The organism is Ensifer sp. EB106-03-01-XG145 (assembly GCF_058792075.1).
The window spans coordinates 222,252-235,200 of record NZ_JBYTEC010000008.1; the positions used below are offsets into that span (position 1 = coordinate 222,252).

Below are 12,949 nucleotides of genomic sequence, written 5' to 3' on the forward strand. Positions count from 1 at the left end.
TTCTTAACAAGGCGAAAGATCATGAGCGAAAAATCCTTGCCGAAGCGCAAGCTCGGCCGCACCGGCTTCGACATCACCCCCGTCGGCTTTGGCGCCTGGGCGATCGGCGGCCCCGATTGGGGATGGGGCTGGGGAAGCCAGGACGACAGCGAGTCTGTTGCAGCTATCCGTCATGCGGTGCAGCGCGGCATCAACTGGATCGACACGGCACCGGTCTACGGTCTCGGTCATTCCGAGGAGATCGTTCGTGAAGCGCTCTCGACAATCCCGAAATCCGAGCGCCCGCTGATCTTCACCAAGGCCGGGCTGGTCTGGGATCCGGACGATCGCAACGCCCTTCCGGCCCGCATCGGCAATGCCAAATCGCTGCGCCGCGAGGTGGAGGCTTCGCTGAAGCGGCTCGGCGTCGAGGTCATCGACCTTTACCAGATGCATTGGCCGACCAATGACGGCACACCGGTAGAAGACTATTGGGCAACCTTTGCCGACCTCAAGAAAGAGGGCAAGGTCCGGGCCATCGGGCTTTCGAACCACGACCGGGAACTGCTGGAGCGCGCTGCAACGGTCGCTCCCGTCGACGTGGTGCAGCCACCTTTTTCCGCGATCAAACGCACGTTCGCCGAGAACGACCTGCCCTGGGTGCGTGCGCATGGCAGCGGCGTCATCGCCTATAGTCCGCTGCAGTCGGGCCTGCTTACTGGCGCTTTCACGCCGGCCCGCGCCCGGGCGCTTCCGACGAACGACTGGCGGTCGCGCGACGAGGAATTTTCCGGCGAGGCGCTGCACCGCAATCTCGCCTTCGCCGAGGGACTGAGGTCCATCGCCGCGCGGCATGAGACGACAGTCGCCGCGATCGCCGCCGCCTGGGCGCTCTCCTGGCCCGACGTGACCGGGGCGATCATTGGGGCACGTCAGCCAACGCATATCGACGGCTGGATCGAAGCGGCAACCGTCGCGCTCACGCCCGGTGACCTCGATGACATCGAGGACATGCTGGTCGCCACGCGAGCTGGCAGTGGGCCGACGCGGCCGGTTCTGGCAGAGGCCGCATGACCGCCTTCACCCTCGACGCTTTTGGGCCGGACACCGATCGCCATTCCGCGCGACGAGGCGTCCTTGCAGCGCGTCTCGGCCGCGCGTTGTGGATCGCTCCCGTCGTGTTCGCACTGGCCGTCACGACGCTCTATCCGACGGTCTTCCTGCTGGGGCTTGCCTTCAGCAAGAGCACGCTTGGAAAACCGTTTCGCGGCTTCGTCGGCGTCAAGCACTTCGCAACGGCGCTTCAGGATCCGATCTTCCTTTCGGCAATCGGCAGAAGTGTCGCCTACGCGCTCTCGACGTCGCTGCTGCAGCTTGCGCTCGGTTTCCTGATCGCGCTTCTTTCCACGTCGCTGCTGAAAGGCGGCCGCTTCCTGATGAGCCTCGTGCTGCTGCCATTGATGACGCCGCCCGTCATGGTCGGCATCGCCTGGAAGCTGATCTTCGCGCCGGCGGGCGGGCTCTTGAATGGCACGTTGATCAACTACGGCGTGATCTCCCAGCCGATCTCTTTCCTCGGCCACCCGCTATTGGCCTGGCTGGCGATCGCCGTTGCCGACCTCTGGCAATGGACGCCCTTCATCGTCATCCTCTGCTTTGCAGCGCTTTCGACCATCCCGGAGGGCGTGCGGGAAGCGGCACTCGTCGATGGCGCGAATGGCTGGCAGCGCTTCTGGCATATCACGCTGCCGCTCGTCGCCGCACCGCTCTCGTCGATCTACCTTTTGAAACTGATCCTCTCGTTCAAGCTGTTCGACCTCGTCTACATCCTCACTTTCGGCGGGCCGGGTTTTGCGACGACATCGGCCGGATTTTCGATCTACAGGCGGGCGATCGAGCAGTTCGATGTCGGTCGGGCGGCCGCCGAGACGATCGTCTATGCGCTGGTCATCGGTCTGGCGACGCTACCGGTCGTGCGCCTGCATCAGCGTTTCGAAAGGCGCGAACTATGAGGCTCGTCGGACGCGATCTCTGGCTGGGTCTGGCAACCGCGCCGATCGTCGGCTTTTTCGCCCTGCCCATCCTCTATCTCCTCGCCGTTTCCCTGAAGACGAAGGACGACGTGCTGAACGGCTCCTTCTGGCCGACGGCGCCGACGCTCGCCAACTGGCCCGCAGCCTTCGAGGCCGCCAACGTCGTCGGCTTCATCATGAATTCCGTGACCGTATCGCTGCTGGCGGGGCTGCTCACCATCGCGCTCACGCTGCCGTCTGCCTACGCCGTCCTGCGGTTGAAGATCGGTGGCCAATGGCTTTCGGACGTGACGCTCTCGAGCTACATGGCGCCGCCGATCGTCGCACTGATCCCGCTGTTCTTCCTGCTGAAGACGAGCGGCCTGCTCGACACACGCGCTGGCCTGGTTCTGATCTACGGGCTTGCCAACGTGCCCGTCGCCTTCTGGCTGCTGACACCGTTCCTGCGCCGGATGCCGCTCGAGATCGAGCAGGCGGCCGCCATCGACGGGGCGGGGCCGCTACGCATTCTGCTGCAGATCGTGGTGCCGATCATTGCGCCCGGCATCGTGGCGACATTCATCATCGTCACGGTGTTGTCCTACAACGAGTTCCTCTTCGCCTCGGCCTTCACCTTCTCGGATGCCACGCGAACGCTGCCGGTCGGCATCTCTCTTTTCCAGGGCGACAGGCTGGTGAATTTCGGCCAGATGGCCGCAGCCTCGCTCGCGGGCATCGCTCCGGTCTACCTGATCGCGTTGTTCATGCAGCGCTATCTGGTCAGCGGACTGGCCCATGGCGCAGTGAAGTAGCGGCAGACGGCCTCGATTGGCGGTCGCTTGCCGCAAGACGGCCTAACGGGTTCGATGGGTGAGCGCTCGACCGGGCGCCCTCACAGCGCCGGTTTCGCTGCCAGAGATGCCGTCACCAGACGCTCGACATGCGCCGCGTCCGGCGCACCGCCAAAGAGGATCCGATACATGATCGGCGCGACGACGCCGTCCATGACGGCCTCGACATCCGGAAAGACTTCGCCGCGCTCTTCGGCGCGTTCGGCGATCACTTCGATTTGCTGTCTGGTGAAGTTGCAGCATTGGTAGGCACCGCTGCCATCCTGCGCCGCGAGCACGTCACGGATCATTTCGCGCCCCGGCCCGGAGGACATTTCCTCGGCATATTGCTCGGCCCAGGCCATCAGGTCACTGCCAAAACTTCCGGTATCGACCGGCACCATGTCGGGACGCAGCCGCTCGACCGCGACGTCGGCGAGCAGTTCCTGCAGGTCGCCCCAGCGGCGATAGATGGTCGAAGGCGTGACACCCGCTTCCGCCGCGATCAGCGGAACTGTGACATCGGTGCGCTCGAGCGTCGCCAGCAAGGTCTGCACGGCCTTGTGAACCGATGCCTGAACCCGGGCGCTTCGTCCGCCCGGACGCGGGCTTTCCTTTGTCGCCATTCGCTCCAACCCCGTCTTTCTTCGGCCGTGCGGCCGATGCTTCAGAAATTCTCACAACAACATAAAAGCAAATTATTTGCTTTTAGCGCGAAGCATACCTAAATCTGCCAAACGCAACGATTTAGCTTTAAGGGTTATATAGATGTCTTCATCCTCCGAATCCAGAGAGAGCGCTCGCCCGGGAAGTCCCATTGCCTTCTACGCCGTCACGCTCGCGACATTCTTCGGCGCCTCCTCGGCCCCAACCCCGCTTTACCGCTTCTACCAGGAGAACTTCGCCGCCAGCCCGGTGGAGATGACCGTTATTTTCGCGGTCTATGCCTTCGCACTTCTCGTGGCATTGCTGATCGCCGGTTCGATCTCAGATCATCTCGGGCGCAAGCCGGTGATTTTCGCAGCGCTGCTCGTCGAGATGGCAGCGATGGCCCTGTTCGTCCTTGCCGACGGAACCGGCTGGCTGATCGCCGCACGCATCGTGCAGGGTCTTGCGACTGGCGTTGCCGGCGCTTCGCTCGGCGCGGCGCTCGTCGATGTCGATCACGTCAGGGGACAGCTGGTCAACTCGCTCGCACCTTTGATCGGCCTGGCGGTCGGGGCGCTCGGCACCAGCGCGCTGATACAGTACGGCCCCCTTCCGCTGCATCTCATCTATGTGCTGCTGTTCGTCGGCTTCATAGTCCAGGCAGCGGCGATCTGGCTGATCCCTGAAACCGGCGCGCGTCGTCCCGGAGCGCTGTCTTCGCTGATGCCGCGGATCGCCATTCCGCAGCGCGCCAAGCGGCCGCTGGCGCTCGTCACCCCCGTAAATATCGCGAACTGGGCGCTTGGGGGTTTTTACCTCTCGCTCGTCCCCTCGCTTGTCGCCGCCACCACGGGAAGCAAGAACCCGCTCACCGGAGGCGCCGTGGTCGCGGCGCTGATGGCCGCCGGTGCGTTGGGCGTCTTCCTTCGCCGTGCGCGCAACCCTCAGGCAAACCTGACCTTCGGCGTCTTGAGCACGACCTTCGGCATGCTGACCGTGGTCGCCGGAACGCATCTCGCCTATGTGCCCGTCCTGATCGTCGGCACGCTTCTCACCGGCATGGGTTTCGGCACGAGCTTCCTCGCCACGCTCGGCTCGGTCATGCCGCTGGCAAAAGCCGAAGAGCGCGCCGGGCTGCTGTCCGCCATCTACATCCAGAGCTATCTGGCGTTCAGTCTGCCGGCGATTCTGGCCGGCTTTCTGGCGAAGGCGGTGGGCTACCAGCTCACGACCGACATCTATGCGGCAGCGATCATCGGTGTCGGGCTCATGGGGCTGATGGCCAGCCGGGCATCGCCGGAGAGGGAACCAAGCATGGCTTGAAGGGCGGCGAACAGGGTGGCGCGCAAAGGTTCCCGAATGGGCCGCGGCTAAGCCCGCGCCTGCGCTAGCCACTCATCGGTCGTCGCGATCTCCAGCTGAACCGAAAAGCGATTGCCGAGAAGGTCGAGCGCAGCATTGTGCGTCTGATCGACCGAGCTGCAGACCGCATCCTTCAACAGGATCACCCTGTAGCCAAGATCGATCGCTCCGAGCGCGGTCGCAAGAACGCAGACATCCGTTTCGCCGCCGGTCACAACGACCGTTCCGATATCCTGATGAGCGAGCAGGCTTTCCAGCTTGCCGCTTAACCAGGGCGAATAGGTGCGCTTGTCGAGAACACGGGCGGGCGGCACCAGACGCTGCAAGGGAGGAAGGAGATTGATCAGGCCCGGATCGAGCCGCGTCGCGGTCATCATCGGCCATTTTTCGTAGTAGGGCCGCCACATGCCCGGCATTTCCGCCGGCGAATGTGGCGGGACGAACCGAGTGAAGATGGTGCGATCCGGAAAGCGGCTAGCGACCTCCACCACCTGGTCGGAGATCGTCGCCATCCAATCCACCTGCCACGGCGTCTCCTCGTTGAACATTCGCTGCATGTCGACGCAAATATGAATCCAGCGTTCCGCGTTCATGATCACAATCCACCCGACACATGGGCCACTCGATGCATTTGGGTCAAACGAACAAACTCTGCGAGATGAAATGCGGTTCCTTATCCCGGCTGTACGCAATCGGTGCAGGTGTCACCAACCGGGCACGACCCGGGCCGGTCACGCGCGGTTGCCTTCGAAAAGCGTCTTGAGCGTCTCCACCAGCACCGCACTCGCGAAGGGCTTGGAAAGGATCGGGGCCGCATGGTGCGTGCCGTTCAGGGCCGTGTCGCCATAGCCGCTCAATATGAGAAACGGGATCGATCTTTCATCGCATGCGTCCGCGACCGGGAGCCCGCTGTGCCCCTGCAGGTTCATGTCCAGCACGACGGCGTCGATTTTCGTCTCCTCCTGCAGCAACCCCAATGCCCGCCCGACGGTTGGCGCAGGACCAATTACTTCGCCGCCGGCATCGACCAAGGTGTCCTCGATCGACATGGCCACCAGCATCTCGTCTTCGACGATAAGGATCCGGCGTCCCGTCAATATCCCAGACATGGTCATTCCCCCTTGTCGTCCATGCCGGCACGCTCACCGTCGACGAAGTCCATCCCGATCGTGCAGGTGACACCTTCCGGCTCGAACCGGAGATCGACGGGGTGTCCCAGTTCGTTGGCGAGGCCGCGGTTGAGAACGCGCAGCCCGAAACCCTGCCGCTGAGGGGGCTTTGCCAGTGGTCCTCCGCGCTCTTCCCACCGGACCGTGCACACGTCTCTACATTGCCATGACAGCGTAACACGGCCACCGGGGCTCGATAGAGAACCGTATTTGATCGCATTGGTCAGCAATTCGTTGAACGCCATCGAAAGCGGCAGGGCCTGTTTCGGGCTGATGCGGATCGCAGGCCCGTGGAGAGCCACGCGCCCGTCTTCGATCCAGGTTGCGAGAACCGCTTGGGCGATGTCGTTCAGGTACACCGCCTGCCATGCCTCGCGGGTCAAGAGGTCGTGCGCCCCGGCAAGAGCAAGCAGTCGGCCGTTGAACGCTTCGGCAAAGGCTTCCGGCTTTTCGGCACTCTTCAACGTCTGTTCGGCAAGGGACTGCACGGTCGCCAGCGTGTTCTTCACACGATGGTTGAGCTCACCGATCAGCAGCTTCTGGCGCTTTTGTGCTCTGCGCTCCTCGGTTCGATCCCTGAAGATCTTGAGATAGCGGTCCGGTCCGCTCTCCTCGACGGGAAGCATGACGCCGGAGCCCCAGAAGCGCGATCCATCCTTGCGATAGTGCCAGCGTTCGTTGGTCGCGCGACCCTCCTCGCGCGCCGTTCGCATCTCCTGCTCGGGGACAGCCGATGCACGGTCCTGCGGGCTGAAGAAAATGCCGCCCGGCTGACCGAGGATCTCGGTGTCGCGATAGCCGAGCAGCCGTTCGGCGCCGCTGTTCCAGCTTGCGATCCGTCCGGCACCGTCGAGCGTGATGATCGCATACTCGCTGGCGCTGTCGAGGATGATCCGCAGCCGCTCGTTGCTGCGGCGAAGTCCCTCCTCGGCACGCTGGTGCGCCTCCTCGGTCCGTCTGCGCTCGATGCTGAAGCCCAGTTGCCGAGCGATCGTCAGGGAAAGGACGGCCTCCTCCTCCGTGAAGACGTGCACCACTTCGCGATAGGTCATGAACTTTCCAATGACCACGCCGTTGGCGGTCAAGGGAATGAAGGCGAGCGCGCGGATCCCCTCGCCCCTTATGGTGTCCTTGAGCGCCTGGGACTCTTCGGCAAGCTCTATATCGCTGACGAAGATCGGGGTGGCTTCGCGGTCACCGGGCCTCCACGGCGAGTGACCGTCGACGGCCCGGCGATAGCTTTCCGAGAGCCCGCGTGACGCGACGAAACGCATCACCCCTGCGGGGTCGAAAAGCAGGATGGAGGCGCGACTGCAGCGCAACGCCCGCTCAATCGCATCGAATGTGGCATCGAAAATGTCGGCGAGCGAATTGGCACGATAGAGCGCATCCGTGAACTGAAACAGAGCCGCCAGTTCATCCGCCTTCTTGATCCAGGAGCTATCGACGCCGGACGAACTCTGCCTCATGTCTGCACTCCGGGTCCCGGCCAGCGATCTACCGGGACCACCGCTAAAGACTGCGATCATGAATCCGCTTGTAAAATTGGTCCCACGCCCGGTGACCAAAAGGAAACAACTGTAGCGGGGCGTTTCGATTTCAAGCCTGCTGGAGCGGTCGATTGGACCGATCACGGCAACTGCGAAGAGCGACCCGAGTGGGGCTCTCGACCTTGATAGGCGCGATATAGGCTTCGCGCACCGAGGCAAGGCGCTCGCCGCGCGTGTCGGCAGGCGGTCCGTCCGCGAAAAAGTATCCACGGCTAAGGCCGTCGGCAACCATCGAACCGCAGGCGCAGTGCTGTTTCTTCTCAGCGACGCGTCCGATTGGATCACCGGCCAGGTCATCCAGGTTGCCGGCGGGCACGCACTTTGATCCGAGCGGCTCAGCGCGGTTGGGTGTCTCGCGTCACGGCGCCTCGACAAGCGACTTGAGCCGGCCAAGCGCCTTGTCCCAGCCCTCTGCGATCGCCGTCAGGAACGCGCGCGCCTCCTCGAGGCGGCGCGGATCGACCGCGTAGAGGACCTCCTTGCCGTGGCGCTCATGCACCACCAGCCTTGCCGATACCAACACCTGCAGGTGCTTCACGATCGCCTGCCGGGTGATTGCCTGCCCCTCGGATAGCGCGGTTGCCGTCAGGGCACCGGCCGCCAAAAGCCGCGTGATCAGCGCAAGACGGGTCGTATCGCCCAGGGCGGCGAAGACGCCCGCCAGTTCCCGCTCAGGCGTGTTCGACATGGCGCTTGATGTTTTCAATCTGGGCGCTCCAGCCACCGTCATTCATGAGAAATGCACGCTTGCGCCGATGCGCCGGCACGCCTTCGAAACCGGATTCCGTGACGGTCAGCCGTGTGTCCCCGGCAACCGCTTCCAGCCGGAATTCCACGAGCGTCGTCGGTTCCCGCGCGGGATCGCATTCGGCATCGAGGCCATAGGGTATCCAGCGAAAGCTGAAAAGCCGCGGCGCATCCATTTCCTCGACGGTGCAAAAAACGGCATTCGGCTCGGGTTGGCGGATCGGTGCCGGCTCGATCCCGATCGAAGCCTGATATTTCGCAATGTCCTCCGCGTTGAACTCTCCCTTAAAAGAGCCGGTTATCGCCCGCCCCGGAGCAAAAGGCTCGTTCAGCTTTACGCCGAACCACTGCCCGAATTCCGAGACATCGGTTATCGCCCGCCAGACGCGCTCAATGGGCGCGCGCAGCAGGATTGCCTTCTCGATACGATCGAATGAGCTCATGACGCTTTCCTTTCGTGCAACGACTTGGTTGCAAGTATAGGGATCGCAGACAGATGCGCAACCAAATAGTTGCACATTATGCCCACTGGCCCAGCGCCGCTAGATCGCTCACGGTGCGGGCACGACCCGCCACACCTTGTTGCCGACATCGTCGGCAACAAGCAGCGCGCCGTCACGAGCGATGGCGACGCCGACCGGACGGCCGAGCGCCTTGCCGTCGTCGGTCAGGAAACCCGTCAGGATATCCCGCGGCGGGCCGGACGGCTTGCCGTTGCTGAAAGGCACGAAGATGACCTTGTAGCCACTGCGCGGGATCCGGTTCCACGAGCCATGCTGGCCTACGAATGCGCCATTCTTCATCTCCGGGCCGAACAGGTCGCCGGTGTTGAAGGTCAGGCCCAGCGAGGCGGTGTGGGCGCCGAGCGCATAGTCCGGCTTGATCGCGCGCGCCACCAGTTCGGGTTTCTGCGGCCTCACCCGCTCGTCGACATGCTGCCCGTACCAGCTATAGGGCCAGCCGTAGAAAGCGCCGTCCCTGACCGAGGTCATGTAATCGGGAACGAGATCGGGCCCGAGTTCGTCGCGCTCGTTGACGGCAACCCATAGCTCACCGCTATCCGGCTGCCATGAGAGGCCGTTGGGATTGCGAAGTCCGGATGCGAACGGCCGCATCTGCCGGGTGGAAAGGTCGATCTCGTGCACGGCGGCGCGTCCCCTCTCCTCCTCCAGGCCGTTTTCGCCGACGTTGGAATTGGAGCCGACCGTGACGTAAAGCTTGGCCCCGTCCGGGCTGGCGATGACGTCCTTCGTCCAGTGGTGGTTGCGGCCTGCCGGCAGGTCGACGATCTTGTCCGCGGGCGCCGTAATCTCGGTCGCGCCCTGCTGATAGGGAAAGGCCACGATCGCATCGGCATTGGCAACGTAGAGCTTGCCGTCGAGCAATGTCATGCCGAACGGCGAATTGAGCCCGGTGATGAAGGGCGTTTTCGTTTCCGCCACGCCGTCACCGTCCGCGTCGCGCAACAACGATATGCGATTGGCGCTCTCACTTCGGGCGCCGGCCCTGCCCTGGATGAGTTGAGCAGCAAAGGCCCGCACCGAAAAGCCGGGGTCGGGTTGGGGTGGCGCATTGCTTTCTGCGACCAGCACATCGCCATTCGGCAGCACGTGAAGCCAGCGGGGATGATCGAAGCCGCCCGCAAATTCCTTAGCGGCAAGGCCTGGCGCGGCCGATGGCATCATGCCTGCAGGCCAGGGCGTGGCTTCCGCGACACTGACGGATGGCACGAGCTCCACCTTTGGTTCGACCAGAAGAGGATCGGGACCGTAGGTCTTTTCAATCGGCACCGTTGCCTCCCGTCGCGACAGATAGCCGAGGCTCAGGCCGCCCGCGGCCGCGAGCGCGCCGAAGACCAGAAGGGCAATCAGGAGCTTTTTCATGGCGGATTCCTTTAATGTCCAACCTAACGGCAGCCGCCTTCAGGCGTTCCAATCGCCTGGCGAAAAGTGCTGGACGAATGCCGCTCGCTCAAGCTTTAACGAAGGCCGAGGAGAGCTCCTTCGGGGCCGCAGTCTACCGATCGGAATATCATGCCAATTCATGAACTCGCTGCGCTGGGGGCCGCGACCTGCTGGGCCCTGACGGGGTTGATCTCGGCCGGACCGGCCGGCCATCTCGGCGCACCCGCCTTCAACCGCCTTCGGCAGATCTTCGTCACGGGACTTCTGGCAATCTATGTGCTCGCCACCGGGGCGTGGCGGGAGCTGGATGCGACAAGCGTCACGCCGCTGCTTTTGTCCGGCTTGATCGGCATTTTCATCGGCGACACGCTGCTCTTTGCCGCGCTCAACCGGCTCGGTCCGCGCCGCTCCGGCATCCTCTTCGCCCTCAACGCGCCGATCGCCGCCTTGCTCGGCTGGCTGGTGCTTGGCGAAGCGCTGTCACCAACCGCGGTCGGAGGCATCGCGCTGACGGCCACCGGCGTGTTCCTCGCCATTCTCTTCGGCAAGCGCCGAGCGCAGATGCACGAATGGGAAAAGGTCAAGGGGCCGCTTTGGATCGGCGTCCTGCTCGGTCTTGGCGCCGCCACCGGCCAGGCGATCGGCTCGATCATCGTGCGCCCGGTCATGGCCGCCGGCATCGATCCTTTTGTCGCCTCCATGCTGCGCGTCGGCATTGCGGCCTTCTGCCTGAGCATCCTGATCCAGCTGCCCATTCCATCGGTCAAGCCGAGGGCGCCGCTGACCCTGAAGGTTGCCGCGATGACCGCGTTGACCGGGGTCCTCGCTCTTGGCATGGGGATGACGCTGCTGCTCTACGCGCTCTCGGGCGGCAAGGTGGGCATCGTATCGACATTGTCCGCGACCTCGCCGGTCATGATCCTGCCGATGCTGTGGCTGAGGACGGGCGAACGGCCTGCCGCCGGCGCCTGGGCCGGTGCTGCCCTCGTCGTCCTCGGCATGGCGCTGATCTTCATTCGCTGACACCAAGTCATGGTGTGGCTCACTAGCCGGTCAGTGCGAGGTCACCGCCCCTCGCGCGATCGGCGGACTCTTCGATACCGAGCTTCGCATTCGTGGAGTACGCCGGCGTAACAACAATCAAACGATTGATTTTATTTGACTATTTCCAGTTCGGCGCCCGATGAGACATTGCCGAAAAGCAAGCCGTGGAAGTCGTTTCGGTGCTGAAGAAGCTCCTGCTGCTTTGAGGGGCGGAGCTTGCCGATCGTAGGCGCCGCCCGCGTTACCAGCGCCACCGCTTCGCCCGGCCGACCGCAAAACCCGAAGCCTGCAACACGCTCTCGATGGCGCCGCCAAGTGACAGCACCTCTTCATCGGCATAACGGCGGCCGACGATCTGCAGGCCGACTGGCAAGCCATCATTGGCGAGACCGACAGGCACCGACAGGGCTGGACACTGCGGCAGCAGGTTGAACGGGCAGGTCATGTCCAGCCCGCGAAAGCGCCCGTCCGGCGTATCGGCAATGTAGTCGTTGTCGTCCGCGTCAGCCGAGGGGGCCGTGACCGCGCAAGTCGGGCAGAGCAGCGCATCGTAGCGGGCGAGGATCGTGGCGAGATCACGCCACATCGCAGTCCGGAGCACTTCCACCCGTTTGTAGACTGTAGCATTCATACCAAGCCCGCGTTCGATGAGCTCGACCACGATCGGGTCCATGCGCTCGCGATAGCTATCGATCGCGTTGCCGAAAAATGCCGCCATGAACACGCACCAGAGATCGTACCATTGGTCGTTGACGGCGCGGGACCAGCCGATGTCCACGGGTTCCACCGTGGCGCCAGCCGCACGAAGCTGCTCGACTGCCGCAAGGATCGCGGCTTGCACGGAGGCATCGACGCTGTAGTAGCCAAGATCCAGCGAAAGGGCGAAGCGTCGGCCCACAAGTGAGCCTGCTCTTGCCCGGTCGGCCGCGAAGGAGAGCGGCAACGAGGCGATATCCGCATCATCCGGGCCGGCAGTTGCGGCCATGAAGGCGATGGCGTCGCCAACGGTCCGCGCCAGCGGGCCGAAATGGGATATGTTGTCGAAGACGCTCGGCAGGATGGTCATGGGAATTCGCCCAAGGCTGGGTTTGAGGCCGACGACGCCCGAAAGTGCTGCGGGAATGCGCACCGACCCGCCCATGTCCGTGCCTTCGGCGAAGGGAACCACGCCGGTCGCGACGGCGACCGCCGATCCGCCGGAGGAGCCGCCGGAAGTTCGCTCCGGGTTCCAGGGGTTGCGGGTCACCCCCCAGCGTGGGCTCGACGTGAAACTGGAATGGGCGAATTCCGGCGTCGTCGTCTTGCCGATCAGGATCGCGCCGGCAGCCTCCAGCCGCTCGATGCACAGCGCCGTCTCCGTTGGAATCCAATTTCCACGCGTCCACGAGCCGAGCGTGGTGAGATCGCCCTTGGTAGGTGTCAGGTCCTTGGCGGCGAAGGGGACGCCGAGAAGAGCGGGCGTGTCGCCACCGGTTGCGATGCGTTCGTCAGCCGCCCGCGCCGATGAGATTGCGGCCTCCTCCCGCAGCAGCGTGAATGCGTTCAGCGTCTGATTGACGACTTTCGCGCGGCGGAGCGATTCGGCAACGACCGCTTCAGCCAAAAAATGGCGGGCGCGGATCCCGGCAGCGATCTCCGTTGCGGGCAGGTCGAGCGGATGCGTGGGCGCAAAGGCGCGAGAAATCGTCTGCATGACTGCGGACT

At 63.7% G+C, this 12,949-nt stretch carries 13 protein-coding genes; 5 read left to right on the forward strand and 8 right to left on the reverse strand.

Annotated elements, in window-relative coordinates; translation table 11 throughout:
* Positions 1 to 21 precede the first annotated feature (21 nt).
* The 3 genes from AC3WWH_RS20325 to AC3WWH_RS20335 are packed head-to-tail and all read left to right on the forward strand — an operon-like array spanning position 22 to position 2,803.
* Positions 22 to 1,053 carry an aldo/keto reductase gene (locus tag AC3WWH_RS20325; protein ID WP_197417327.1) on the forward strand — a complete coding sequence of 344 codons (1,032 nt, stop codon included), beginning with the start codon at positions 22 to 24 and terminating at the stop codon, positions 1,051 to 1,053.
* Positions 1,050 to 1,991 carry a carbohydrate ABC transporter permease gene (locus tag AC3WWH_RS20330; RefSeq protein WP_058322330.1) on the forward strand — a complete coding sequence of 314 codons (942 nt, stop codon included), beginning with the start codon at positions 1,050 to 1,052 and terminating at the stop codon, positions 1,989 to 1,991. The genes AC3WWH_RS20325 and AC3WWH_RS20330 overlap by 4 nt, the downstream gene beginning before the upstream one ends.
* Positions 1,988 to 2,803: a carbohydrate ABC transporter permease gene (locus AC3WWH_RS20335; RefSeq protein WP_058322329.1), complete on the forward strand. Its 816-nt coding sequence runs from the start codon at positions 1,988 to 1,990 to the stop codon at positions 2,801 to 2,803. The genes AC3WWH_RS20330 and AC3WWH_RS20335 overlap by 4 nt, the downstream gene beginning before the upstream one ends.
* Before the next feature lie 80 nt (positions 2,804 to 2,883).
* Here AC3WWH_RS20335 and AC3WWH_RS20340 read toward each other — a convergent pair whose 3' ends face one another.
* Positions 2,884 to 3,447 carry a TetR/AcrR family transcriptional regulator gene (locus tag AC3WWH_RS20340; RefSeq protein WP_058322328.1) on the reverse strand — a complete coding sequence of 188 codons (564 nt, stop codon included), beginning with the start codon at positions 3,445 to 3,447 and terminating at the stop codon, positions 2,884 to 2,886.
* A 142-nt stretch (positions 3,448 to 3,589) separates the two neighbouring features.
* Here AC3WWH_RS20340 and AC3WWH_RS20345 point away from each other — a divergent pair, with 142 nt between their 5' ends.
* Positions 3,590 to 4,792, forward strand: coding sequence for an MFS transporter (locus AC3WWH_RS20345; protein ID WP_058322327.1), 1,203 nt, complete (start codon positions 3,590 to 3,592; stop codon positions 4,790 to 4,792).
* Between the two features lie 47 nt (positions 4,793 to 4,839).
* On the opposite strand, the gene AC3WWH_RS20350 is transcribed toward AC3WWH_RS20345, so the two are convergent.
* The 6 genes from AC3WWH_RS20350 to AC3WWH_RS20375 form a co-directional block, all read right to left on the reverse strand.
* Complete coding sequence (locus AC3WWH_RS20350) at positions 4,840 to 5,424, reverse strand: cysteine hydrolase family protein (protein WP_058322353.1); 585 nt, start codon at positions 5,422 to 5,424, stop codon at positions 4,840 to 4,842.
* A gap of 138 nt (positions 5,425 to 5,562) precedes the next feature.
* Positions 5,563 to 5,940: a response regulator gene (locus AC3WWH_RS20355; protein ID WP_063891478.1), complete on the reverse strand. Its 378-nt coding sequence runs from the start codon at positions 5,938 to 5,940 to the stop codon at positions 5,563 to 5,565.
* 2 nt (positions 5,941 to 5,942) lie between these two features.
* Complete coding sequence (locus AC3WWH_RS20360; RefSeq protein WP_058322325.1) at positions 5,943 to 7,469, reverse strand: sensor histidine kinase; 1,527 nt, start codon at positions 7,467 to 7,469, stop codon at positions 5,943 to 5,945.
* A gap of 439 nt (positions 7,470 to 7,908) precedes the next feature.
* Positions 7,909 to 8,256 (reverse strand): ArsR/SmtB family transcription factor, encoded by a 348-nt coding sequence (locus tag AC3WWH_RS20365; protein ID WP_492377192.1) that lies wholly within the window; start codon positions 8,254 to 8,256, stop codon positions 7,909 to 7,911.
* The gene (locus AC3WWH_RS20370) at positions 8,222 to 8,740 is read right to left on the reverse strand and encodes an SRPBCC family protein (protein WP_058322322.1); all 519 of its coding nucleotides are present in this window, start codon (positions 8,738 to 8,740) and stop codon (positions 8,222 to 8,224) included. The genes AC3WWH_RS20365 and AC3WWH_RS20370 overlap by 35 nt, the downstream gene beginning before the upstream one ends.
* A 108-nt stretch (positions 8,741 to 8,848) precedes the next feature.
* Positions 8,849 to 10,180, reverse strand: a complete 1,332-nt coding sequence (locus AC3WWH_RS20375; RefSeq protein WP_058322321.1) for a PQQ-dependent sugar dehydrogenase — start codon at positions 10,178 to 10,180, stop codon at positions 8,849 to 8,851.
* Between the two features lie 150 nt (positions 10,181 to 10,330).
* Between AC3WWH_RS20375 and AC3WWH_RS20380 the strand changes: the two genes are divergently transcribed.
* Entirely contained in the window at positions 10,331 to 11,224 is an 894-nt protein-coding gene (locus tag AC3WWH_RS20380; protein ID WP_058330082.1) for a DMT family transporter, read from the forward strand.
* A gap of 262 nt (positions 11,225 to 11,486) precedes the next feature.
* Here AC3WWH_RS20380 and AC3WWH_RS20385 read toward each other — a convergent pair whose 3' ends face one another.
* A complete protein-coding gene (locus AC3WWH_RS20385; RefSeq protein ID WP_492377193.1) occupies positions 11,487 to 12,938 on the reverse strand; it encodes an amidase in 1,452 nt (483 codons plus the stop codon).
* Positions 12,939 to 12,949 lie beyond the last annotated feature (11 nt).

Bases quoted from the DNA above. Each gene is read 5' to 3' on its own strand.
- AC3WWH_RS20325 (WP_197417327.1), top strand. From the start codon at position 22: ATGAGCGAAAAATCCTTGCCGAAGCGCAAGCTCGGCCGCACCGGCTTC.
- AC3WWH_RS20330 (WP_058322330.1), top strand. From the start codon at position 1,050: ATGACCGCCTTCACCCTCGACGCTTTTGGGCCGGACACCGATCGCCAT.
- AC3WWH_RS20335 (WP_058322329.1), top strand. From the start codon at position 1,988: ATGAGGCTCGTCGGACGCGATCTCTGGCTGGGTCTGGCAACCGCGCCG.
- AC3WWH_RS20340 (WP_058322328.1), bottom strand. From the start codon at position 3,447: ATGGCGACAAAGGAAAGCCCGCGTCCGGGCGGACGAAGCGCCCGGGTT.
- AC3WWH_RS20345 (WP_058322327.1), top strand. From the start codon at position 3,590: ATGTCTTCATCCTCCGAATCCAGAGAGAGCGCTCGCCCGGGAAGTCCC.
- AC3WWH_RS20350 (WP_058322353.1), bottom strand. From the start codon at position 5,424: ATGAACGCGGAACGCTGGATTCATATTTGCGTCGACATGCAGCGAATG.
- AC3WWH_RS20355 (WP_063891478.1), bottom strand. From the start codon at position 5,940: ATGTCTGGGATATTGACGGGACGCCGGATCCTTATCGTCGAAGACGAG.
- AC3WWH_RS20360 (WP_058322325.1), bottom strand. From the start codon at position 7,469: ATGAGGCAGAGTTCGTCCGGCGTCGATAGCTCCTGGATCAAGAAGGCG.
- AC3WWH_RS20370 (WP_058322322.1), bottom strand. From the start codon at position 8,740: ATGAGCTCATTCGATCGTATCGAGAAGGCAATCCTGCTGCGCGCGCCC.
- AC3WWH_RS20375 (WP_058322321.1), bottom strand. From the start codon at position 10,180: ATGAAAAAGCTCCTGATTGCCCTTCTGGTCTTCGGCGCGCTCGCGGCC.
- AC3WWH_RS20380 (WP_058330082.1), top strand. From the start codon at position 10,331: ATGCCAATTCATGAACTCGCTGCGCTGGGGGCCGCGACCTGCTGGGCC.
- AC3WWH_RS20385 (WP_492377193.1), bottom strand. From the start codon at position 12,938: ATGCAGACGATTTCTCGCGCCTTTGCGCCCACGCATCCGCTCGACCTG.